16 protein-coding genes are annotated in these 23218 nt (G+C 70.7%); 11 read left to right on the top strand and 5 right to left on the bottom strand.

What is annotated here, in order from left to right; genetic code table 11:
• Nucleotides 1-74: 74 nt before the first annotated feature.
• Both ACFXJ5_RS01365 and ACFXJ5_RS01360 read left to right on the top strand, forming a co-directional pair.
• Nucleotides 75-437 carry a hypothetical protein gene (locus tag ACFXJ5_RS01365; protein ID WP_384625223.1) on the top strand — a complete coding sequence of 121 codons (363 nt, stop codon included), beginning with the start codon at nucleotides 75-77 and terminating at the stop codon, nucleotides 435-437.
• Between the two features lie 237 nt (nucleotides 438-674).
• Nucleotides 675-1955: an Ig-like domain-containing protein gene (locus ACFXJ5_RS01360; RefSeq protein WP_384625220.1), complete on the top strand. Its 1281-nt coding sequence runs from the start codon at nucleotides 675-677 to the stop codon at nucleotides 1953-1955.
• An 84-nt stretch (nucleotides 1956-2039) separates the two neighbouring features.
• Here the strand turns inward: ACFXJ5_RS01360 and ACFXJ5_RS01355 are convergent, their stop codons facing one another.
• The gene (locus tag ACFXJ5_RS01355; RefSeq protein WP_384625217.1) at nucleotides 2040-4895 is read right to left on the bottom strand and encodes a glycoside hydrolase family 3 C-terminal domain-containing protein; all 2856 of its coding nucleotides are present in this window, start codon (nucleotides 4893-4895) and stop codon (nucleotides 2040-2042) included.
• 391 nt (nucleotides 4896-5286) lie between these two features.
• Here ACFXJ5_RS01355 and ACFXJ5_RS01350 point away from each other — a divergent pair, with 391 nt between their 5' ends.
• The 8 genes from ACFXJ5_RS01350 to ACFXJ5_RS01315 all read left to right on the top strand — a co-directional run bounded on the left by ACFXJ5_RS01350 (nucleotide 5287) and on the right by ACFXJ5_RS01315 (nucleotide 17044).
• Nucleotides 5287-6918, top strand: a complete 1632-nt coding sequence (locus tag ACFXJ5_RS01350; protein WP_384625215.1) for an extracellular solute-binding protein — start codon at nucleotides 5287-5289, stop codon at nucleotides 6916-6918.
• On the top strand, nucleotides 6918-7964 hold the full coding sequence (locus ACFXJ5_RS01345; RefSeq protein WP_384625213.1) for an ABC transporter permease: 1047 nt from the start codon (nucleotides 6918-6920) through the stop codon (nucleotides 7962-7964). Before ACFXJ5_RS01350 ends, ACFXJ5_RS01345 begins: the two co-directional genes overlap by 1 nt.
• Before the next feature lie 35 nt (nucleotides 7965-7999).
• A complete protein-coding gene (locus ACFXJ5_RS01340) occupies nucleotides 8000-8935 on the top strand; it encodes a carbohydrate ABC transporter permease (RefSeq protein WP_384626511.1) in 936 nt (311 codons plus the stop codon).
• A 105-nt stretch (nucleotides 8936-9040) separates the two neighbouring features.
• Nucleotides 9041-11245, top strand: coding sequence for a WD40/YVTN/BNR-like repeat-containing protein (locus ACFXJ5_RS01335; protein WP_384625210.1), 2205 nt, complete (start codon nucleotides 9041-9043; stop codon nucleotides 11243-11245).
• Between the two features lie 10 nt (nucleotides 11246-11255).
• Complete coding sequence (locus ACFXJ5_RS01330) at nucleotides 11256-13250, top strand: beta-galactosidase (RefSeq protein WP_384625208.1); 1995 nt, start codon at nucleotides 11256-11258, stop codon at nucleotides 13248-13250.
• Nucleotides 13247-15772 (top strand): glycosyl hydrolase family 95 catalytic domain-containing protein, encoded by a 2526-nt coding sequence (locus ACFXJ5_RS01325; protein WP_384625206.1) that lies wholly within the window; start codon nucleotides 13247-13249, stop codon nucleotides 15770-15772. Before ACFXJ5_RS01330 ends, ACFXJ5_RS01325 begins: the two co-directional genes overlap by 4 nt.
• Nucleotides 15724-16443, top strand: coding sequence for a GH12 family glycosyl hydrolase domain-containing protein (locus ACFXJ5_RS01320; RefSeq protein WP_384625203.1), 720 nt, complete (start codon nucleotides 15724-15726; stop codon nucleotides 16441-16443). Before ACFXJ5_RS01325 ends, ACFXJ5_RS01320 begins: the two co-directional genes overlap by 49 nt.
• A gap of 88 nt (nucleotides 16444-16531) precedes the next feature.
• The gene (locus ACFXJ5_RS01315; RefSeq protein WP_384625201.1) at nucleotides 16532-17044 is read left to right on the top strand and encodes a hypothetical protein; all 513 of its coding nucleotides are present in this window, start codon (nucleotides 16532-16534) and stop codon (nucleotides 17042-17044) included.
• On the opposite strand, the gene ACFXJ5_RS01310 is transcribed toward ACFXJ5_RS01315, so the two are convergent.
• Both ACFXJ5_RS01310 and xylB read right to left on the bottom strand, forming a co-directional pair.
• Nucleotides 17023-18216 (bottom strand): ROK family protein, encoded by a 1194-nt coding sequence (locus tag ACFXJ5_RS01310; protein ID WP_384625198.1) that lies wholly within the window; start codon nucleotides 18214-18216, stop codon nucleotides 17023-17025. The two genes, ACFXJ5_RS01315 and ACFXJ5_RS01310, sit on opposite strands and share 22 nt — an antisense overlap.
• Before the next feature lie 44 nt (nucleotides 18217-18260).
• Nucleotides 18261-19667 carry a xylulokinase gene (xylB, locus tag ACFXJ5_RS01305; RefSeq protein ID WP_384625195.1) on the bottom strand — a complete coding sequence of 469 codons (1407 nt, stop codon included), beginning with the start codon at nucleotides 19665-19667 and terminating at the stop codon, nucleotides 18261-18263.
• Between the two features lie 74 nt (nucleotides 19668-19741).
• Between xylB and xylA the strand changes: the two genes are divergently transcribed.
• The gene (gene xylA / locus ACFXJ5_RS01300) at nucleotides 19742-20911 is read left to right on the top strand and encodes a xylose isomerase (RefSeq protein WP_384625192.1); all 1170 of its coding nucleotides are present in this window, start codon (nucleotides 19742-19744) and stop codon (nucleotides 20909-20911) included.
• Nucleotides 20912-20983: 72 nt separating this feature from the next.
• Here the strand turns inward: xylA and pip are convergent, their stop codons facing one another.
• Both pip and ACFXJ5_RS01290 read right to left on the bottom strand, forming a co-directional pair.
• Nucleotides 20984-21952, bottom strand: coding sequence for a prolyl aminopeptidase (gene pip, locus ACFXJ5_RS01295; protein ID WP_384625190.1), 969 nt, complete (start codon nucleotides 21950-21952; stop codon nucleotides 20984-20986).
• A 21-nt stretch (nucleotides 21953-21973) separates the two neighbouring features.
• The gene (locus ACFXJ5_RS01290; protein WP_384625188.1) at nucleotides 21974-23131 is read right to left on the bottom strand and encodes a hypothetical protein; all 1158 of its coding nucleotides are present in this window, start codon (nucleotides 23129-23131) and stop codon (nucleotides 21974-21976) included.
• Between the last annotated feature and the right edge of the window lie 87 nt (nucleotides 23132-23218).

The raw sequence follows: 23218 nt of genomic DNA, 5'->3' as shown, positions 1-23218 counted from the left end.
TCCGGTCACCCTTTGTCCGCATAATGCGCGCCGCCTCCGCCTGAGCGGCCCCCGCGCCGCCTACGCTCCGTCGCATGAGCACTACTGACATCCCCCGCGGCGAGAGCGGACCGCGCTACGTACGCCTCCAGGTCGAGCTGGTCCTGGAGGTCAACGACCAGGACCAGCTGACCGGCGCCGCGCTCGACCACATCGGCGCCGACGAGTTCATGCCGGACGAGGAGCGGTCGCATGCGGAAGCGGCCGTCAGACAGGACGAGTCGGAGGCGCTGGCCTATCTGGTCGACCCGTTCGACCTCGTCACGACGGTGCCGGGGATCGAGCTGGTACAGGCGTCCTGGTCCTGCGCCCACACCGAGTATGATCCGGACTCCGATGAGTGGGACCTCTACGAAGACGAAGATGTCGCAGCGGACGAGGAACCGGACGGGCCCTGAACCCGTCTGAGACTGTGCGTGATTCACAGGCCCCGGGCTCATCATGGTCCGGGGTTTCCATGTGCCAGGCACGCACCTGCACGTGGTCTTCCCCACAGTTTCCCGAGGTGGGGAACGGACCAAAGACCCTGGAAGTTCCACAACGTACGACTGAGGCTCGAATGAGGGCTGCGGCTCGCGATGCACGGGTGCAGGCGGGCTGGGGGAACGCGTACCGAAGAACCATTGGAGATTCGTGTGAAGCCGTCCGACTCCGGCACCGGCATAGCCAACGACCCGCGCCCGACCGTCTCGCGACGGCACGGCCTCGCCGCCATCGCCGCCCTGGTCGCAGGCGGAGCGGTCACGCTGACCGCCTGCGGTGGTGACAAGACCAGCGCCGGCTCCGGTTCCAACGCGGTGAAGTCCGAGCAGTCCGCGGGCGCCGCGGCCGCCAAGGACACCTCGGACGCCGGCATCACCGTCACGCCGGGGGACAACAAGACCAACGCCTCGATCCAGAGCTCCGGCGTGGTGACGGTCACCAAGGGCACGCTGATATCCGTGTCCCTGAAGACCGACGCGGGCAGCAAGGTCTCGGGGACTCTTTCGACCGACCGCACGAGCTGGAAGCCGGACGCCCAGCTGCAGCGCGCCACCAAGTACACGCTGGTCGCGACTGCCGAGGACAGCCAGAAGCGCCAGGTGGTCGAGAACGCCACCTTCACCACCGTCTCCCAGGCCAACAGCTTCATCGGCTACTTCACGCCGGACAACGGCACCACGGTCGGTGTCGGAATGCCGGTGTCGTTCAACTTCGACAAGGCGATCACCAACAAGAAGGCCGTCCAGCAGGCGATCACGGTCACCACCAGCACCGGCCAGGAAGTCGTCGGCCACTGGTTCAGCGACACCCGCCTCGACTTCCGGCCCGAGGAGTACTGGACGGCCTACTCGACCATCACCGTCAAGATCGCGCTGGACGGTGTCGAGGGCGCCAGCGGCATCTACGGAGTCCAGGCGAAGACCGTCACGTTCAAGATCGGCCGCAAGCAGGTCTCCACGGCCGACGACAAGACCAAGACGATGACCGTGGTCCGTGACGGCAAGACGATCCGCACCATCCCGGTCTCGCTGGGCGCGCCGGGGCACACGACCTACAACGGCATCATGGTCATGTCCGAGAAGCTCAAGCAGACCCGGATGAACAGCCAGACCGTCGGCCTCGGCAAGGCGTACGACATCAAGGACGTGCCCCACGCCATCCGGCTGACCACCTCCGGAACCTTCGTGCACGGCAACTACTGGCGGCCTGTGTCGGTCTTCGGCCACACCGACACCAGCCACGGCTGCATCGGTCTGCACGACACCAAGGGCGGCAACGACACCTCGACGCCCGCCTATTGGTTCTACAACAACTCGCTGCTCGGCGACGTCGTGATCGTCAAGAACTCGCCCGACAAGACGGTCAGCGCGGACAACGGCTTCAGCGACTGGAACCTCTCGTGGGCCGCGTGGAAGGCCGGCAGCGCGGTCTGATCGACCCCGCGGTCTGATCCACCACGGCAGGCGCAGGGGCCCGGGACCTTTCGGTTCCGGGCCCCTGCCTCATTCTCCGGACCCTCAACCGGAGAAACTCAGCCGCGCCAGCCGCAGCGCCCCCCGCAGCGTGACGTGCAGGTCGTGCAACCCCGCCGGGAGCGCGTCGAGTTCGAGGCGGACGGCGGTGTACGCGTACGGGTCGCCGGTCGACGGGACGGTGACGGTGCCGACCCGGGTGCCGTCGCCGAGGTGCAGCTCCACCACGGCCTCGCCGGGCTCGGCGCGGGCGGCGTCCAGGACGACGGAGGCGGGGCCGGCGCCCTCGCCGCTGTGGGCGCCGAAGTCGCAGGCCCGGAAGACCAGTCGGCCCGGCTCGTCGGCGCCGGAGGCCACGGCGTCGCCGCGCACCTTCGTACGGTCGACGATCGCCACCGCGTGCTGCGCGTCGAAGTCGGCCGCCTCCAGGCCGCGTACGAGCACCGGGCGCGGCGCCGGGGGCTCGCCGGCCACGGCGAACGCGGCGGACAGGCCGCCGGCCAGGACCTCGTAGCCGCCCGGGTCGACGGTCCAGGCGCCGTGCGCGACGTCCCAGAAACCCAGGGTGTGCAGGGGGAGGGTGAAGGCGAAGTCGCGGGACTCGCCGGCGGTGAGGTGGACGCGCTGGTGGGCGGCCAGGCGGCGGACGGGGCTGGGCAGCCGCGGGTCGACGGCCCGGGTGTAGAGCTGGACGACCTCGTCGCTGTCGCGGGCGCCGGTGTTGGTGACGGTGAAGGACACGGTGAAGGTGTCCTGGCCGACGGTGACGTCCAGGTCCTCGTACCCGAAGGTCGTGTACGACAGGCCGTGCCCGAAGGGGTAGAGCGGGCTGCCGGTGAAGTAGAGGTAGGTCGCGCCCGCGCTGATGATGTCGTAGTCGAGCACCTCGTTCGGCAGGTCGGTGTCGCAGGCGTACCAGGTCTGCGGGAGCCGGCCGGCCGGGGAGACGTCGCCGAGCAGCACGCGGGCCAGTGCGGTGCCGGCCGCCTGGCCGCCGTGGGCGGTCCACAGCAGGGCGGGGAGGGCGGCGTCGGCGTCGGCGACCGCGTAGGGGTAGGCGCTGGTCAGCACGAGGGCGGTGCGGGGGTTGGCGGCGTGGGCGGCCCGCCAGAGGCGGTCCTGCTGCGGGGGGAGTTCGAGGGTGCGGCGGTCCTCGGTCTCGCGGCCGTTGATGTGCGCGTCGTTGCCGGCGACGACGATCACCGTGTCGGCCTGGGCGGCGGCCCGCGCCACCGCGTCCTCGCCGCGCTCGACGACCTCCAGCGAAAACGGTGTGCCCTCCTCGGCAACCTTCAGGCCGTCGGCGGCAACAGAGATGTACCGGCCTGTCCCTGTGTGCTTGAGGAGGTGGCTCCCTTGGCTTCCACCGTGTTCTTCGAGGCTGAACGTCTCCTGCACGATCCAGCCGCCAGGACGCTCGGCCGCCGCCCGTACGAAGCCGTCCTCCGCGACCGTCAGATACAGCCCGTTCGGGGCCCGCAGGGTCAGCGCCCCGCCGCCCCAGTCGATCAGGGCCAGGTCGGTCGGCTCGCCGCCGGTGGTCAGCGGCGGCAGATCGGTGCGCCCCTGCGCGGTCGCCGGGTTGAACGAGCCCTGGTCCGCCCGCTCCTCGACCACCGCGTCCGGCACCCGCACCCATCCGCCGTCGGCTGCCCGCAGGCGTACGGTGTCGGCGCCCTCGGCGAAGACCACCCGGTCGGGGCCCAGCCGCTCGGCCAGCGCCTCGCGCAGCGACGTACGGCGGATGAGGCTGCCGCTGTACCAGTCGAGCTTGACCTCGTCCGCGAGGAGGCCGACGACGGCGATCCGCTGGTCTGCGGCGAGCGGCAGGATCCCGTCGTTCTTCAGCAGCACGATCGCCTGCTCGGCGGCCTCCTGGGCGAGCGCCTGGTGCTCGGGCGTATCGAAGGACTCCTTGCCGATGCTTGCGTACGGGTCCTTGTCCGGGTCGAATTCGCCCAGCAGGAAGCGCATGGTCAGCAGCCGCCGGACCGCCGCGTCGATGTCCGACCCGTCGATCAGGCTCCGGTCGAGAGCCCCGCGCAGCCGGGCGGTGATCTGCGAGGAGTCCTGGTCGTGGTCGGTGAAGCTGTCGACGCCCGCGCGCAGGGAGGCGGCGGTGGCCTCCTCGTGGGTGTCGTAATAGTGCTCGGAGTTGACCAGGTTCGAGGGCGCGCCCGCGTCGGAGCACACCACCAGCTCCCGGTCCGTCCAGGCGCGCAACTGCTCGCGCAGCAGCGGCGACACGTGGTTCGGGCGGCCGTTGACCAGGTTGTACGCCGGCATCACACCGATCGCCCTGCCCGCCTCGATCGGTCCGCGGAAGGCCTCGAGGTCGTACTCGTGCAGCACGCGCGGGCGCACCGAGGACGAGGTGATGTCGCGCTCGGTCTCGTTGTTGTGCGCGAGCCAGTGCTTGAGGATGGGCGCGGTGCGCCAGTACGTGGGGTGGTCGCCGCGCAGTCCGCGCGTGTACGCGGTGGCGATCGCGGACGTGAGGCGCGGGTCCTCGCTGTACCCCTCCTCGTTGCGGCCCCAGCGCGGGTCCCGCAGCAGATTGACCGTCGGCGCCCACACATTGAGGCCGACCCGCTCGTTCCAGCCCCGCATGGCCCGTACCTCGGTGGAGACCGCCTCGCCGACCCGGCGCACCAGCTCCTCGTTCCAGGTCGCGCCGAGCCCGACCGCCTGCGGGAAGACGGTGGCCTGGCCCATCCACGCGACCCCGTGCAGCGCCTCCTGCCCGGTACGGAAGGCGCCCACCCCGAGCCGGGGCACTGCCGGCGCGAACTGGTGCAGCATCGCGATCCGCTCGTCCAGGGTGAGACGGCCGAGGAGGTCGTCGACCCGCTTCGATACAGGCAGGTCTTCATCCCGGAAGGGCAAGTGATCGGTGGTCACGGGAGGTACCTCTCGGTGGAACCGTCGGGGGAGACGGTCGAACGTTTCGAAGCGCTTCGATGCTGGGCCTTCTGACCAGGGCTGTCAAGACGCCGGTCGGCAACAACCCTTTAACCACTTGGGCGAGCTGCACTCCTGTATTTCCGCACCGCTCCGATGTTTCTTGAAGCCGACTCTTGCGAACTGCGCCCCTCGCATTTAACCTCGCAGCAACATCGAAGCGCTTCGACCAGACGCTTCAGTCCAGCCAGTTACGCCAGCAGTAACGCCAGCACCTCCACAGAAGAAGCCGACCGGCGGCAGACCCGCCGTGTGTCTTGGCGCGCCACGAAGGGTTGACGCTATGCCGAACTCCCAGGCCTCGGCCAACGGATCCGCCCCAAGTCGGAGAATGTTCCTGAGCGGGGCCGTGGCCGTTGCCGCCACCGCCGCAGGCGGCTCGCTTCTCTCCGCCTGCTCCACGCCGAACAGCACCTCGGGCAACGGTGGCGTGGCGACCGGCAGCTCACTGCAGAAGCTCCTTCCGGCCTACGTCGCCTCGAACGCGGTCAAGCCCGACATCGCCGGCGTGAACGGATCGACCCCCGGCTTCCTGAAGTACCCGGCGAACCTGGTCACCTCGGTGAGCGGCACCCCCGGCAAGGGCGGCTCCTACAAGGCCATGACCCCCGCCTGGTGGTCCATCCCGAACAGCGGCAACGCCTACTTCCAGGCGGTCAACAAGGCGCTCGGCACGAATATCAAGATCCAGGAATCCGACGGCAACACCTACCAGGACAAGATCGGCGCCATCCTCGCCTCGTCCGACATCCCGGACTGGATGACGCTGCCCACCTGGAACCTCACCGGCCAGATACCCAACGCGGTGGGCTCCAAGTTCGCGGACCTCGGCCCCTATCTCTCCGGCGACAAGATCAAGAAGTATCCCAACCTGGCCGCTATCCCCACCGCCGCCTGGCAGTACGCCACCTTCGACGGCAAGCTCAAGGGCATTCCGCTGTCCGGCGAGCTCAAGACCAGCAACCCGACGTACTACCGCAAGGATCTCTTCGACACCCTCGGTGTCGAACCGCCGAAGTCCGCCGCCGAGTTCCTCTCCCTCGCCAAGGAGATCACCGACGCCAAGAAGAACCGCTGGGCCTGCGACGACATGTGGGTGAGCGCCCAGGCCTTCTTCGGCTGCGTGCCGGACCGCCCCTCGTACTGGAAGCTCGTCAACGGCAAGCTGGTCAACAAGGTCGAGACTGAGGAATACCTTGCCGCCCTGGACTGGACGCGCAAGCTGTTCAAGGCGGGCGTGGTGCACCCGGACGCCGTGGCTCTCAAGACCGCCGATGCCAAGACCCGCTTCGAATCCGGCAAGACGCTCATCTACAACGACGGCAACGGTGCCTGGCACGAGGCGGTCGCCCGGCAGGCCGCGATCAATCCCAAGTTCGACATGCAGGCGATGGACTACTTCGCCGCCGACGGCGGAGACCCCACCCTCTGGTACGCCGCCCCTGCCTACATGTTCAGCTTCCTGAACAAGAAGCTGAACGCGTCCCAGATCGAGGAGCTCCTCGCCGTCGCGAACTATCTCGCCGCGCCGTTCGGTACCAAGGAGTACGAACTGGTGACGTACGGCGTCGAGGGCACCCACTTCAAGAAGGACAAGGACGGGATCCCGCAGACGACGGACCAGGGCAAGAAGGACGTCACCAGCTCCTACGGCTTCCTGTCCACTCCGCCACCCGCATACGCGTACGTCGCCTATCCGCAGAACGTCAAGGACTACTGCGCCTGGGACGCTCGGATGGCCCCCTTCTTCAAGAAGCCCCTCTTCTACGGCATGCAGATCCAAGAACCGACCCGCTTCGCGACCCTCGGGGCGGGCTTCGTCGACCTGCAGAACGACTACACCCGTGGCCGCAAGTCGTTGTCGGACGTCAAGTCGGCGATCTCGTCGTGGCGTTCGACCGGCGGCGAGGACCTCCGGACGTTCTACAAGAAGATCCTGGATGCGAACGGCGGCGCTTCCTGATGTCAGTCCAGGCGGACGGCCGGGCCGGCATCCAAGCACCCGCCGAGGGCACTCCCGCGTCCACCGTCACGGCAACCCGTACCACCCGCCTGGGCAGGCGCGGAAAGAAGAAGCCCGCTGTCCGCCTCGAGGGCGGCATCACCTGGCGTCACCGGCTGCGGCGGGACCGCACGCTGCTGCTGATGACCATGCCCGTCGTCGGCCTGCTGCTGGTCTTCAACTACATCCCGATCCTCGGCAACGTCGTCGCCTTCCAGAACTACGACGTCTACGGCGGCGGCATCTGGCACAGCCAGTGGGTCGGCTTCTACAACTTCCAGCGGATCTTCGAGGACGCCCGCTTCTGGGGCGTGGTCGGGAACACCCTGAGCATCACCTTCATCCAGCTGATCCTCTTCTTCCCGATCCCCATCCTGCTGGCGCTGTTGCTCAACAGCGTGATGAGCAACAAGCTCCGCACCGTGGTGCAGAGCATCCTCTACCTCCCACACTTCTTCTCCTGGGTCCTGGTCATCACCGTCTTCCAGCAGATGCTCGGCGGTGCGGGCCTGATCGCCCAGCAGTTGCGCGACCACGGAGTCAGCGGCTTCGACCTGATGACCAATCCGGGAATCTTCAAATTCCTGGTCACCGCACAGTCGGTGTGGAAAGACGCCGGCTGGGGTGTCATCGTCTTCCTCGCCGCGTTGTCGGCGGTCAACAACGAGCTGTACGAGGCGGCGGCCGTGGATGGCGCCAACCGCTGGCGCCGGATGTGGCATGTCACCCTGCCCGCGCTGCGGCCGGTGATCGCGCTGCTTCTGGTACTGCGCGTGGGCGACGCCCTGACGGTCGGCTTCGAGCAGATCCTGCTCCAGCGGGACGCGGTCGGCGCGGGCGCCTCCGAAGTGCTCGACACGTACGTCTGGTACATCGGAATCCGCACCGGCGACTACGCGTACGCGGCAGCCGCCGGCCTGGTCAAGGGCCTGTTCAGCCTGTTGCTGATCCTGCTGGCCAACAAGATCGCCCACAAGCTGGGCGAGCAGGGGGTGTACTCGAAATGACGGCACCGACGATCGGTCCGGCGGACAGCGCCGTGATGGCCGCCCCCGCAGCACAGATCCTTCGCAGCGACAGCCGACGGCCCGTATGGGAGGAGGAGCCCACCAAGGTGGGGCAGAGCCTCAAGGGCCTCACCCTGACCGTGGTCTGTGCGCTCATCCTCGGCCCCCTGTGGGTCGTGGTCGTCACCAGCCTCTCCGACCAGAAGACGATCACCGAGGCCGGTGGTCTGGTCATCTTTCCGAGGACGATCACCTTCAACGCGTACACCGAAATCCTCAGCGGCGGAGTGGTGACGCGAGCTGTGATGGTCAGTCTGGGACTGACGCTGATCGGTACGGCCATCTCCATGGCAGTGTCGATCCTCGCGGCCTACGGTCTTTCGCGACCGGGCTCGTTCGCGCACCGACCGCTGCTGCTGACCTTGCTCATCACGATGTTCTTCGGCGCCGGCCTCATTCCGACATACCTGCTGATCAGTGGGATGGGCCTGATCGACAGCTACTGGGCGTTGATCCTTCCGAGCGCTGTGAGTGTTTTCAACATCCTGGTGCTGCGGTCGTTCTTCATGTCCACCGCACCGGAGCTGATCGACAGCGCTCGGATCGACGGCGCGGGGGAGTGGCGGATCCTTCTGCAAATCGTTCTGCCGCTTTCCCGGGCGGTCACCGCGGTGATCGCGCTGTTCTACGCGGTCGGCTACTGGAGTTCGTGGTTCAACGCGATGCTCTACATCAACAGCCCCGAGAAGTGGCCGCTACAGCTGATACTCCGTTACTACGTGCTGATGCACCAGTCGTTCCCCGGTTCTGGCACGAACAACGGAATCATGACGGTGGGCGAGAACCAGGTCCCGGGCCTTGCCGTGCAGATGGCCGTCATGGTGCTGGCACTGATCCCGGTCGCGCTCATCTACCCCTTTGTCCAGAAGCACTTCACCAAGGGCATGCTCATCGGCGCGATCAAGGGCTGACGGCTCCCGCGCCCCACGATTCCGCCGTGCCCCCGGGTGCCTGACACCCCGGCGGGCGCGGCGGCCCCAGCCATCACGACCGCTCACGACAACGAGGTCACTGTCATGCCCCTGCCCAGCAGACGTGCCGTACTCGCCGGTGCCGCCGCGACCGCCGCGCTGACGGCGCTGCCCCTCGCGTCGGGGCGGGCGAGCGCCGCCGACGAGGCCGCGTCGCAGACGAACCGGTGGCGCAATGTCGTCATCGGCGGCACCGGCTTCGTCACCGGCATCGTCTTCCACCCGGCCGAACGGGGACTGGCCTACGCCCGCACGGACATCGGCGGCGCGTATCGGTGGGACGACCGGACGGCGCGCTGGACACCGCTGATCGACCAGCTCGGGTGGGACGACTGGAACCTGCTGGGGGTCGAGGCGATCGCCCTCGACCCGGCGCGCCCGGAGCGGGTGTATCTGGCCGTCGGCACGTATGCGCAGTCGTGGGCGACCAACGGGGCGATCCTGCGCTCCGACGACCGGGGCGCGACCTGGACCCGCACCGACCTCGGCGTCAAGCTCGGGGCGAACGAGGACGGCCGGGGCACCGGGGAGCGGCTGCTCGTCGACCCGCGCAGCGCCGACACGCTGTGGCTGGGCACCCGGCACGACGGCCTCTGGAAGTCCACCGACCGGGGCGCCAACTGGGCGCAGGTCAGCGCCTTCCCGGTGGCCGGGACCAGTGACGGCCAGGGCATCACGTTCCTGGTCGCGGCCGGGCGGGCGGTGTACGCGGGCTGGGGCGACGGGGGAAGCGACGGCCCCGCTCTGTACCGTACGAAGGACGGCGTGACCTGGGAGGCGGTCCCGGGCCAGCCCACCGGCGCCGCCGCCACGGTGCCGCAGCACGCGGCGCATTGTGCGGGCGGCGGCCACCTCTACGTGACGTACGCGAACGCGCCCGGCCCGAACAACCAGACCGACGGCTCGGTCTGGAAGCTGGACACGGCCAGGGGCAGTTGGACCAACGTCACCCCGGTCACCCCCGGCGGCACCACGAGCGAGGGCTCCGCCGACACCTTCGGCTACGCCGGCCTCTCGGTGGACGCCCGCCACCCCGGCACGCTGGTCGTGACGACGAACAACCGCTGGGCGGACGTCGACACCGTCTTCCGCTCCACCGACGGCGGCGGGAGCTGGACCTCGCTGAAGGACAAGGCGGTCCTCGACGTGTCGGAGACGCCGTACCTGAAGTGGGGCGGTGAGGCGAAGTTCGGCTGGTGGACGCAGGCCGTGGCCATCGACCCGTACGACTCCCGGCACATCGTCTTCGGCACCGGCGCGACCATCTACGGCACCCGGGACCTGGTGCACTGGGCACCGCAGATCAGGGGGCTGGAGGAGACGGCCGTCACCAAGCTGATCTCCCCGCCCACGGGCCAGGCCCACCTGCTGTCCGCGCTCGGCGACATCGGCGGCTTCTACCACGACACCCTCACCGCGTCCCCGGCCGCCGGGATGTACAGCAACCCGATCTTCGGCTCGGCTACCGGCCTCGACCAGGCCGCGCTCAAGCCCTCGTACGTCGTCCGGGCCGGCTGGGGCAGCAACGGCAACGGTGCGTCCTCGACCGACGGCGGCCGGACCTGGACGCCCTTCGCCGGCCAGCCGGACATCGCCTCCAGCGCGCCGGGTCCGATCGCGGTGAGCGCGGACGGCGGCACGCTGCTGTGGTCCTTCATCCACTGGGACGGCACCAAGTACGCCGCCCACCGCTCCACCGACGGCGGCGCCACCTGGGCCGAGGTCCCGTCCTTCCCGAAGGGTGGCACGCCGGTCGCCGACCCCGCCGACGGGACCCGCTTCTACGTCTACGACACGGACGCGGGGGTCGTGTACGGGTCGACGGACTCCGGCGCGACGTTCACGGCGGGCGCGACCGGACTGCCCTCCGGCGACAGCCAGTTCCGGATCACGGCGGCGCCGGGGCGCAGCGGCGACCTGTGGCTGTCGGCCAAGTGGAACGGCCTGTACCGGTCGACGGACGGCGGCGCCACCTTCACCAAGCTGAGCAGCTGCTGGGGCTCGTACGCCCTCGGCTTCGGCAAGGCGGCGGACGGCGCTTCGTACCCGGCCCTCTACCACGTCGGCAGCGTCAGCGACTTCACCGCCGTCTACCGCTCCGACGACCAGGGCGCCACCTGGACCCGGATCAACGACGACGCCCACCAGTGGGGCTGGGTCGGCCAGACCGTCACCGGCGACCCGCGCGTCTACGGGCGCGTCTACCTCGGCACGAACGGCCGGGGCATCCAGTACGCCGACACTAAGTGAGTCACAGGTCATGCCTGAACTGAGCGACGCCACCCGCGGCCGCATCCTCTACGGCGGCGACTACAACCCCGAGCAGTGGCCCGAGGAGGTGTGGGCCGAGGACGTCCGGCTGATGAAAGAGGCGGGCGTCAACAGCGTCACCCTCGGCGTCTTCTCCTGGGCCAAACTCGAACCCCGCCCAGGAGCACGGGACTTCGGCTGGCTCGACCGGCTAATGGACCTGATGCACGAGGCCGGCATCGGCGTCGTTCTGGCCACCCCGACCGCCTCCCCGCCGCCCTGGATGGGCTCCCGCCACCCCGAGACCCTGCCACGCAGGGAGGACGGGTCGGTGGTCTGGTACGGCTCGCGGCAGCAGTTCTGCGCCTCCTCGCCGGTCTACCGGGAGTACGCCCGCCTCATCACCGAGGACCTGGCCGCCCGCTACGGCGGTCACCCGGCCCTGCGGATGTGGCACATCAACAACGAGTACTGCACCCACTGCTGGTGCGACGAGACCGCCCGCCACTTCCGGCGCTGGCTTCGCGGGAAGTACGGCGACTCGCTCGACACCCTCAACGAGGCCTGGGGCACCGCCTTCTGGAGCCAGCGCTACGACTCCTGGGAGGAGATCATCCCGCCTCGCTCCGCCCAGTACATGCGCAACCCGGGCCAGGTACTGGACTTCAGGCGCTTCACGTCCGACGCCCTCATGGAGTGCTTCGTCGCCGAGCGCAACATCGTCGCCCGGCACACCCCGCACATCCCGGTCACCTCCAACTTCATGCCCTTCTGGGCCGGCCAGGACGGCTGGGCGTGGTCGGGGCAGCAGGACGTGGTCTCCATGGACATCTACCCCGACCCCAAGTCCGGCCTCGACGGCGGCCAGCACGGCGCGATGATCCAGGACCTCACCCGCTCCCTGGCCGCCGGGCCCTGGATGCTCATGGAGCAGGCGGCCGGGCCTGTCAACTGGCGCGGCGTCAACCACCCCAAGCCCCGCGGGCTCATGCGGCTGTGGTCGCTCCAGGCCGTGGCCCGGGGCGCGGACGCCGTCTGCTTCTTCCAATGGCGGCAGTCCCGGCAGGGCGCCGAGAAGTTCCACTCCGGGATGCTCACGCACGCAGGCGAACAGGGTCGTACGTTCCAGCAGGTCAAGGCCCTGGGCGCCGAGCTCGCCGGACTCGGCGGCGCGGTCGCGGGCGCCGCTGTCCCGGCCGGGGTCGCCATCCTCCACGACTGGAACGCCTGGTGGGCCGGCGGCCAGGACGGCCGTCCCTCCTCGAAGCTCGACTACGAAAGCACGGTCACCGACTGGCACCGCGCCCTGTGGGACAACCACCTCACCGCCGACTTCGCCCACCCCGAGGCCGACCTGTCCGCGTATCGGCTCGTCGTCATCCCGCAGCTGTATCTGCTGACCGACACCGCCATCGGCAACCTGGTGTCGTACGTACGCGGCGGCGGGACCCTGGTCTGCGGCTTCTTCACGGGCGTCGCCGACGAGGACGACCGGGTGCGGGCCGGCGGCGTCGACGCGCGGCTGCGGGAGCTGCTCGGCATCGGCACCGTGCATGAATGGTGGCCGCTGGACGAGGGCGAGACGGTGGCGGTCGGCGAATTCTCCGGCACGGTCTGGTCCGAGGACATCGAAGTCACCACGGCTGAGGTCGTCGCCGCCTACAAGGGAGGCGAGCTGGACGGCCAGGCCGCGGTGACCCGCAACCCGGCGGGCGACGGCACCGCCTGGTACGTCTCCACCCTCCCCGAGCGGGACGCGTTGCGTGCCCTGCTGGCCCGCGCCGCCGATGAGGCGGGCGTACGGGCCGCCCTGGCGGGCCTGCCCGCCTCGGTGGAAGGCGTGCATCGTGGCGACCTGCTCTTCCTGCTCAACCACGGGGTCGAGCCGGTGGCGTTGGCGATCCCCGGTGCGTACGAGGACCTGCTCACCGGCCTCACGCACGCCTCCGGCTCCGTGCCGCTCGGCCGCTACGGCGTCGCCGTCCTCCGGGAGGTCGCACCGTGACCTGGGAACCGACACCTGCGGCGCGCTGGGAGGACGCCTTCCTCTCCGGCAACGGACGGCACGGCGTCATGGTCCACGGCGACCCGACCGACGAACGCCTCATCGTCAACCACCACCTCCTCGCCCGCCCCAACGGCGCGCAGCATGCGCGCGCCCCGCACGTCGCCCCCGACCTCGAGCGCCTTCGCGACGACGTCCTCGCCGGCCGTGCCGCCGAAGCAGTCGCCCGTACGACGGCCGGCCTCTCCCTGCAATGGGTCCGGCCCTTCCACCCCGCCTTCGCGGTGCGTGTGGTCCGGCCGCGGGCCGGCGTCGCCGGCTACCGCCGCGCCGTCGACTTCGCCACCGGTGTCGTGAGCGCCGGGTGGACGGAGGACGAGGGCCCCTGGCGTGCCGAGACCTTCGTCTCCCGCGCCGACGACGTCATCGTCCACCGCCTGGTCGCTCCCGCCGGCGCCGCGATTGCGGCCGACCTCAGCCACGACGCGGAGCTGGACGGTGCCCCGGCCGACCTGTCCGTCACCCGCGCGGTGGAGTCCGAGGCTCTTCTCCGTACGGACGTCGCCTACCCGGCCGGCCCCGGGCTCGGCTACACGGGGTGGACGCGGGTGACTGCGCTGGGCGGCACGCTGCGGGCCGACGGCGCGGTGCTGCGCGCGGCGGGGTGCGCCGAGCTCATGCTGCTGACGTGGGTCGAGCCTTGGGAGGGTCCCCCCACCCCGCCCCTTCCCGAAACCGGGCTCCGCCCGGACCCGCCCCCAGCCTGGCGGCTGGGAGGTGCCCCCAGGTCCTCGAACGCTGGACGGGCCGGAGGCAACCCGGCCACGGGCCCGCAGCCGCCAACCGACCGCAACGACCCACTCAGCACGAGCGCGGCGGCGCCCCCGGCACGGCGGACGGAGTCCGGCGCAGCCGTCCCGAAGCCTGTGAGGCCCCCTGGGGCTGAGCAGTGCGAGGGCGGCGTCCAGGAATCGGGCAGGGGCGGGGTGGGGGAAGAACCGCCGACCGACGCACCGTACGAGACGCTGCTTGCCCGCCACACCGCCCGGCACCGCACCGCCTACGACCGCGTCACCCTCGACCTGGGCGCACCAGAAACCGACCGGGCGCAGCCGGGATCCGCCGTCCTGGCGGAGCCGGAGGCGCGCCGAGCCGCCCTGCTGGAGCGGTTTTTCGCGGCGGGCCGGTACCACCTGCTGTCCTCCTCCGGCATGTTGCCGCCCCGCCTGACGGGCCTATGGACCGGTTCCTGGGAAACGGCTTGGGCGGGCGCCTTCACCTGCGACGCGAACCTCAACCTCCAAGTGGCGTCCGCGGCCGTCGCCGGGCTGCCGGAGGTGTCGCTCGCCCACGCCGAGTTCGTCAAGGCGCACCTCGACGACTGGCGGGACAATGCGGCCCGCCTCTTCGGTGCCCGAGGCGTTGTCGCGCCGGCGCACAGCGACGGGCTGTCGGGCAAGGCGTACCACTTCGACGACGACTACCCGCTGCACCTCTGGACCGCCGGAGCGGACTGGCTGGTGCACCCCCTGCTCGACCATGCCGCGGTCACCGGTGACGAGGGATTCGTACGGGAGACGCTGGTCCCGCTCCTGGGCGAGGTCGCGTCCTTCTACCAGGACTTCCTGACCCGGGCCGACGCGGACGGCCGAGTGCTCATCGTCCCCTCCTACTCGCCGGAGAACACGCCGGCCGGCAGCGACAGCCCCATCTCCGTCAACGCCACCATGGACATCGCCGCCGCCCGCCACGCCCTGCGGGCCGTCGGGGACAACGCACTCGCCGACCGGCTGCCGCCCTACCGGGTGAACGAGGACGGGGCGCTGGCCGAGTGGGTGTGGCCGGACGCGGCGGACGCGTACGACCACCGGCATGTCAGCCACCTCTACCCCGTGTGGCCGCTGGACGAGATCAACCCCATCGACACCCCGGAACTCGCCCGTGCCGCGCACCGCGCGCTGGAACTGCGCGGCACGGAGAACGACTCCGCCCACGGCTACCTGCACACCGCCCTCGTCGCCGCCCGCCTGGGCGACGCGGACCGTGTCGAACGCGCCCTGACCGCCGTCCTGGACAGCGACTTCTTCCACCCCTCCCTCATGAGCGCGCACTACCCGAACCGCCACGTCTACAACGCCGACGCCGCCCACACCCTCCCCGCCGTGCTCATCGAGGCGCTGATCCACTCCTCCCCGGACCGGATCGTGCTCCTCCCCGCCGCACCCCCCTCCCTCCTCCCCTCGGGGACGCTGCGCGGCATCCGTACGCGATGCCGCGTGACCGTCACCGAGCTGACCTGGGACCACGGGACAGGGAAGGTCCGGGCGGTCCTCAACTCCGATGTCGACCTCACTGTGAACGTACATGTGGGCACTGACAGTGACCCGATCGCCCTTGAACTCCCCGCCGGCCGGGACATCGCATTCGGCGGGGTGATCCCCCACTTCCCCCCACCAGACAAGGGAGACGTACCGTGCAACGAGCCGCACGAGCCGCACGAGCAGGCCGCAAGCTCCTCCTGACCCCGCTGATAGCGCTGCTCGCGCTCATCGGCTTCGCCGCCGCACCCGCGCAGGCCGCCACCTGGTCCTCCTGCGACCAGTGGGGCAGCTGGACCAGCGGCAACTACACCGTCTACAACAACATCTGGGGCAGCGGCGCCGGCAGCCAGTGCGCCTGGGCCAACTCCGGGAGCAACTTCGGCGTCTGGGCCCAGCACCCCGACACCGGCGGCATCAAGTCCTACCCGAACTCGACCCGTTACGTCGGCAAGACGATCACCTCACTGGCCTCGCTGACGAGCAGCTACAACGTCACCGTCCCCAGCTCCGGCGCGTACAACACCGCGTACGACGTCTGGGACAGCGGCAAGACCAAAGAGATCATGCTCTGGGTCAACTACAACGGCGCTGTCGGCCCGCTCGGCAGCTCCATCGGGAATGTGACCCTCGGCGGCCACACCTGGACGGTGTACGTCGGTAACAACGGCTCCAACGACGTCTACTCCTTCCTCCGCACCTCGGACTCCACCTCGGGGACGGTCAACATCCTGTCCATCCTGAAGTGGCTCAAGGACACCAAGGGTTACGTCTCCAACTTCACGGTCGGCGACGTCCAGCTCGGCTGGGAGATCACGTCCTCGTCAGCCGGTCTGAACTTCCAGGCCAACAGCTACAGCGTGTCCTTCAGCTGACACCTCTGATCTTGCTCAAGTCGTGATTCCCGCCTCCGGCCCTGCGGAAAACTCCCCCGCAGAGCACGCCTCAACGGGGGGAATCACCATGCGACACAAGCACATCATCGGCACCGCGGCCGTGGCGCTCGGCATCCTGCTGGGCGCCACAGCCTGCACCGACTCGACACCGGCCACGGCGAAGCCCGCGAGGGCGGCCAAGGCGTCCTCGTCGGCCAAGGCGGCCAAGGCGGCCGACGCGGCCGACGCGAAGAAGGCCAAGGAGGCGCAGTCCGTGCTCACGTCGAGCACGGACCCCAACTACCTTGAGAGCGCCAGCGGAAGCCTCGGGGTTCCGACCGGCAACGAGGACGCCTCCATCAAGGCCGGCACGCGTGTCGTGGTGGAGTTCGCGTGCATCGGCACCGGTTCGGTCACCGTCCGCCTGACCTCCGGTGACGCGTACGACAAGCACGAGGTCAGCCAGAAGGTCACGTGCAGCGAGGGCGGGACCTCCAACCATTCCGTCGCTTACCGGCTCACCGCCAAGGGCCTGACGGTCACGATCGATTCGTCCGAGGGCGCCAAGGGCGGCTACGCCTACGACGTGCTCAAGGCCTGAGCCCAGTCCTGCGGGTCGTCCAGCACCGCCCGGACCGCGCTGTACGCGGCGCCCAGCAACACTCCGTCGCGGCCCAGCCGGGACACCAGCAGGGCCTCCGCCGGCCACTGGCGGTCGGTGACCCGGTACGTCAACTCCCGTTCCAGGGACGGGCGCAGCCATGGCGCCAGTTCGGCGAGCGGGCCGCCGAGGACGACCGCCTGCGGGTCGAGCAGGTTCACGGCGCCGCTCAGCGCGATGCCGAAGGCCTGCCCGGCGGCGGCCAGCGCCTCCACGGCCGCCGGGTCGGCGTCGGCGGCGGCCGCGTGCAGCGCCTTGAGGGCGCCGGGCTGCTCCGGGGGGATCCCGGCGGCCCGGAGGACGGCCTCCTCGCCCGCGTACTGCTCCAGGCAGCCCCGCGCCCCGCAGGAGCAGCGCGGCCCGTCGGGGTGCACGGGTACGTGGCCGAGCTCCCCGGCGAAGCCGCGGGCGCCCCGGAAGAGTTGCCCGTCGACGATCAGGGCGGCGCCGATGCCGATCTCGGCGGAGACATGGATGAAGTCGGTGACCGCGGTGTCGTGGCCGCCGAGCCACAGTTCGGCGAGCGCGCCGAGGTTCGCCTCGTTGTCGATGCCGGCCGGCGCCGGTATCAGGACGTTCTCCCAGCCGAGGTTGGGTGCCCGGACCACGGTCCGCCGGTCCCGGCCCACCAGTCCCGGTACGGCGACGGTCAGCCCGGCGGGGCGCAGGCCCAGGCTTTCGGCTTCGGCCTGTACGTCGCCGATCAGCGCCGTCAGCTCCCGCAGGACGTCAGCGGGTGGCCGGTCGCGGTTGTGCGCCTCCACGGAGGCCCGGACCCGTACGGTGCCGCGCAGATCCACCGCGCAGGCCGCGAGGTGGTCGACCCCGACCTCGGCCCCGATGCCGGCCGGGCCGCTGTCGTTCAGGGCGAGGGCGGTGCCGGGGCGGCCGACGGTGCCGGGGCGTTGCGTACCCAGCTCGACGAGCAGCCCCGCGCCCAGCAGTTCGTCCACCAGGGTCGACACCGTCGCGCGGGTCAGCCCGACTTCGGCGGCCACGGCGGCCCGGGAGATCTCACCGCGCGCGGCGACGGCATGCGCCACCAGCGCCAGGTTGTGGCGGCGCAGTCCTGACTGCGATCCGGGGCCCTTGGGCACGCTGCGGTTCCTCACTTCCTTACGTCCTTCGGATGTTGATCAGTTGATCGGCTCCACCCTCACGCGGTGCCGAACGCCCGCGCAAGCTCACCGCCCAGCCGCGCCAGCCCCGCGTCGTCCCGGGCCAGCGGCTCGTACAGCGGCCCCTCCGCCGTGTGCCAGCGCCGGGCGACCTCGGCCGGGGCCTCGCCGGTGAGGAGTCCGGCGGCCTGCGCGGCGGCGCCGAGGGCGACCAGTTCGTCGGCCACGGGGACCTGGACGGCGCGCCCGGACAGCCGGCGCACCGTTTCGCGCCAGGCGGTGCCCCGCGCGCCGCCCCCGATGAGGAGCAGCGGCGCGTCGGAGGGGGCGCCGTCGACCGCCAGCACCTGGTCGAGCGCGGCGAGCAGGGCGTACGCGGCCCCGTCGTACGCGGCCTGAAGCACCTGGCCGGGGGTCGTGTCGTGGCGGAGGCCGCTCAGGACGCCCGAGGCGTACGGCAGATTCGGGGTGCGCTCACCGTCGAGGAAGGGCAGCAGGGTCACCGAGCCCCCGGGATCCACGGCCTCGCGGTCGAGTGAGAGCAGGGCGGCGACCTTGTCCACGGCGAGCGTGCAGTTCAGGGTGCAGGCGAGCGGGAGCCAGCCGCCGTGCGCACCGGCGAACCCGGCGACCGTCCCGGAGGCGTCCGCGGGGCGCGTCACGGACGGGGTGTACACGGTGCCGGAGGTGCCGAGGCTCAGCGCCGCCTGCCCCGCCGCCAGGCCGAGCCCGAGCGCGGCGGCGGCGTTGTCCCCGGTCCCGGAGGCGACGAGGGCGCCCTCGCGCACCCCGAGCCCCGGCAGGGTGACCCCGGCCGCCTCGGCGGGGCCCAGCACGCGGGGGAGCAGCGCGGGGTCGAGCCCGACGGTGTCCAGCAGCTCGTCGTCGTACGCCTCGGCCCGTGTCGACCACCACCCGGTGCCGGACACGTCGCCCCGGTCGGTGATGGCGGCCCCGGACAGCCGCTCGGTGAGGAAGTCGTGCGGCAGTCGCACCGCGGCCGCGGCCTTGGCGACGTCGGGCTCGTTCTCGTGGAGCCAGGCCCATTTGGTCACGGTGAAACTGGCGCCCGGCACGCTTCCGAACCGCCCGGCCCACCACCCGGCCCCGTACCGCTCGACCAGCGCGGCGGCCTGCGGCGCGGACTGTACGTCGTTCCACAGCAGCGCCGGACGCAGTGGCCGCCCCTGCCCGTCCAGCACGACCAGCCCGTGCTGCTGCCCGCCGACCGAGACCGCCTCGGCGCGCCCGGCGTACTCCCCGACCTGCGCCAGCGCCTCGCCGAGCGCCCGCCACCACACCTCGGGGTCGGTCTCGCGGGCCGCGCCCTCACTGACGACGTGCCTGGCCTGTCCCCGGGCCAGCACGCGCCCACTGTCGGGGTCGACGGCGAGCACTTTCGTCGACTGCGTGGAGCTGTCCACTCCGAGTACGACGCGTCCCATAACTGCGGCTCCCTTCACAACACGGCTTTTGCATACTAATTTGTTCAGCGGTCTTACGAATAGGAGCCGCAGCCATGAGTTTCACCCCGACCCCCGACGACAAGTTCACCTTCGGCCTCTGGACCGTCGGCTGGCAGGGCCGCGACCCGTTCGGCGACGCGACCCGTCCCGCACTCGACCCGGTCGAGAGCGTCACGAAGCTCGCCGAGCTCGGCGCGCACGGTGTCACCTTCCACGACGACGACCTGATCCCGTTCGGCTCCGACGAAACCGCCCGCGAGTCGCACATCAAGCGCTTCCGCCAGGCACTGGACGCCACCGGCATGAAGGTCCCGATGGCGACCACCAACCTCTTCACCCACCCCGTCTTCAAGGACGGCGCCTTCACCGCCAACGACCGGGACGTACGCCGCTACGCCCTCCGCAAGACCATCCGCAACATCGACCTCGCCGCCGAGCTGGGCGCCCAGACCTACGTCGCCTGGGGCGGCCGCGAGGGCGCCGAGTCCGGCGCCGCCAAGGACGTACGCGTCGCCCTGGACCGCCTGAAGGAGGCCTTCGACCTCCTCGGCGAGTACGTCCTCTCCCAGGGCTACGACCTGCGCTTCGCCGTCGAGCCCAAGCCCAACGAGCCCCGCGGCGACATCCTCCTCCCCACCGTCGGCCACGCCCTCGCCTTCATCAACGAGCTGGCCCACCCCGAGCTGGTCGGCGTCAACCCCGAGGTCGGCCACGAGCAGATGGCGGGCCTCAACTTCCCGCACGGCATCGCCCAGGCACTCTGGCACGGCAAGCTCTTCCACATCGACCTCAACGGCCAGTCCGGCATCAAGTACGACCAGGACCTCCGCTTCGGCGCCGGCGACCTGCGCTCCGCCTTCTGGCTCGTCGACCTCCTGGAGTCCGCCGGCTACGCCGGGCCCCGCCACTTCGACTTCAAGCCCCCGCGCACCGAGGACTTCGACGGCGTCTGGGCCTCCGCCGCCGGCTGCATGCGCAACTACCTCATCCTCAAGGAGCGCGCCGCCGCCTTCCGCGCCGACCCCGAGGTCCAGAAGGCCCTCAAGGCCTCCCGCCTCGACCAGCTCGCCCTCACCACCCTCGGCACCGGCGAGTCCCTCACCGACCTCCTCGCCGACCGCACCGCCTTCGAGGACTTCGACCTCGACGCCGCCGCCGAGCGCGGCCTCGCCTTCGAACACCTCGACCAGCTCGCCCTGGACCACCTCATGGGCGCCCGCTGACGCCGTACGCGTATCTCCCGGGGCCACCCGCGACGGCCGGGCGGCCCCGGCGACCGCGCTGAACACAGCCCGCTAGGCCGACCCCTGTCGGGCGAACCGGTCGAGGGCGGCCAGCACCAGGTCGGTGGTGGCGTCGTCGCCCTGGTGGCCGGCGTCGTTGATGACGGTGAGCTGGGCGTCGGGCCAGGCGTGGGCGAGGTCCCAGGCGGTGGTGAGGGGGGCGGCGAGGTCGAGGCGGCCGTGGATGAGGATGCCGGGGATGCCGGAGAGGCGGGGGGCGTCGCGGAGCAGGGCACCCTCGTCGAGCCAGGCGGCGTGGGAGAAGTAGTGGGCGCAGATGCGGACGAGGGCGAGACGGGCGGCCGGGGGGCGGCCGGAGTAGGGGGCGGCGGAGCCGGCGGTCTCGTGGGAGAGGACGGCGTCCTCCCAGGCGCACCAGTCGGCGGTGGCCTTCTCCCGCACCTGGGGGTCGGGGTTCTCCATGAGGCGGGCGTAGGCGCCGACGATGTCGCCGTCGCGGCCGACGCCGGGGGCTCCGGCGAGGAAGCGTTCCCACGCCTCGGGGAAGAAGTGGCCGGCGCCGCGGTAGAGCCAGTCGATCTCGGAGCGCCGGGTGGTGGTGACGGCGCGGATGACGATCTCGGAGACCCGCCGGGGGTGGCGTTCGGCGTAGGCCAGGATCAGGGTGGAGCCCCATGAGCCGCCGTGCAGCAGCCAGCGGTCGACGCCCAGGTGCTGCCGCAGCAACTCCATGTCGGCGATCAGATGGTCGGTGGTGTTGTGGCGCATGTCGGTCGCGGGGTCGCTCGCGTGCGGTGTGCTCCGGCCGCAGCCGCGCTGGTCGAACAGGATGATGCGGTACCGCTCGGGGTCGAAGTACTCGCGCCACCAGGGCCCGCACCCCGACCCCGGCCCGCCGTGGACGACGAGGGCGGGCTTGCCGGCGGGGTTGCCACAGGCCTCCCAGTGGACGAGGTTGCCGTCGCCGACGTCGAGCATTCCCTCGTCGTACGGCTCGATCGGCGGATAGCGCTCAGCCATGCCGGGGGCTCCGTGCTGTCGTCATGCGGACGCGCCCGTGCCGCCGGTGGCGGCCGCGCCGTCCGCGAAGTCGGCCTTGAGTTTCTTCAGTTCGCTGTCGGAGACGGCCCGCGCCCAGGCGTCGGGCAGGCCGCGCACCGTGTGGTCGCTGTAGCGGGAGGCGGAGTACGTGGCGCGGCAGCTCAGCGAGACCTTGCCGTTGGCCTTCATCGTGCGCTGGAAGGCGCAGTGCTTGACCTTGTGGCCGTCCAGCTTGACGTCGATGGTGATGACGGCGTGGACCGGGTCGCCGGAGGCGGTGCCGAGGGGGTCGTAGACCACGTTCCGGATGGAGAATTTGGCGGTGCAGCCGGAGTTGGAGCAGGGGCTGAAGCTGGGCTTGCCGGTGGTGGAGAAGCTGATGTCGGGGTCGACGGCGGAGGTGAGCGTGCCGAGGTCCTTCTTGTACGCCGAGGTGAAGCCGGAGAGGTCGGCGCCGGTGAGCTCGGTGACCGTGGCGTCCGTCCCGTCGGGCAGGGCGAGCGGGCCGGTCGAACCGGACGACGAGGACGATGACGACGAGGCGGCGGACTCGACCCGCACCAGCGTGTGCGGTGCGGAGAGGGTGACGTAGTAGCGGCCCTCGGGGGTGTAGAGGCGCTGGGCGCGGGCGCCGTCGAGGATGGTCTCGGTGCCGGGGGTGACGTGGCCGCGGTTGGCTGCGTCGCGCATGAGGGCGGCCAGGTTGGCGGGGGCGAGCGGGGTGGTGAGGTCGCCGATGTCGGGGAGCTCGACGGCGGAGTCGACCCAGTGGCCGGAGAAGTGCGTGACGTTGGTGCCGGAGTAGTCCTGGGCCTTCCAGTAGGCCTTGTCGGCCTTCATGAGGCGGTTCCCGCCGGCGGTCAGCAGCCGGATCGTGTGCGTACCGGATTTCAGTGAGCCGCGGCTCCACCCCGCGCGGGTGGTCTGCAGGGCGAAGTCGGAGGCCTTGCCGTCGCTGTCGGTGAAGCTGCCCTCGTACGAGACGGCCTGGGCGCCGTCCAGGGCCTCCGCCGCCTCGCGCAGCGACGCCTCGGCGATTCTGGCGGGGTCCTGGGAGGAGGCCAGGGTGGAGGGGGCGGCCGCGTCACCGGGTGTGCCGGAGGCGCTGTTCCATGGGCTCCAGATGAGAAGCCCGGCTATGACGGCGGCGGTGACCACGCCCGCGATGATGAGAACCGGACCGCGTCTTCGCGGGGGCGGTCCGCCCACCGGGGGCGGATAGGGCGCGTATGCGGGCGGCGGAGG

This window comes from Streptomyces sp. NPDC059373, from assembly GCF_042751495.1.
Lineage (GTDB): Bacteria > Actinomycetota > Actinomycetes > Streptomycetales > Streptomycetaceae > Actinacidiphila.
Note: the sequence above shows the minus strand (reverse complement) of the source record. Positions and strands in the feature narration are given on the sequence as shown.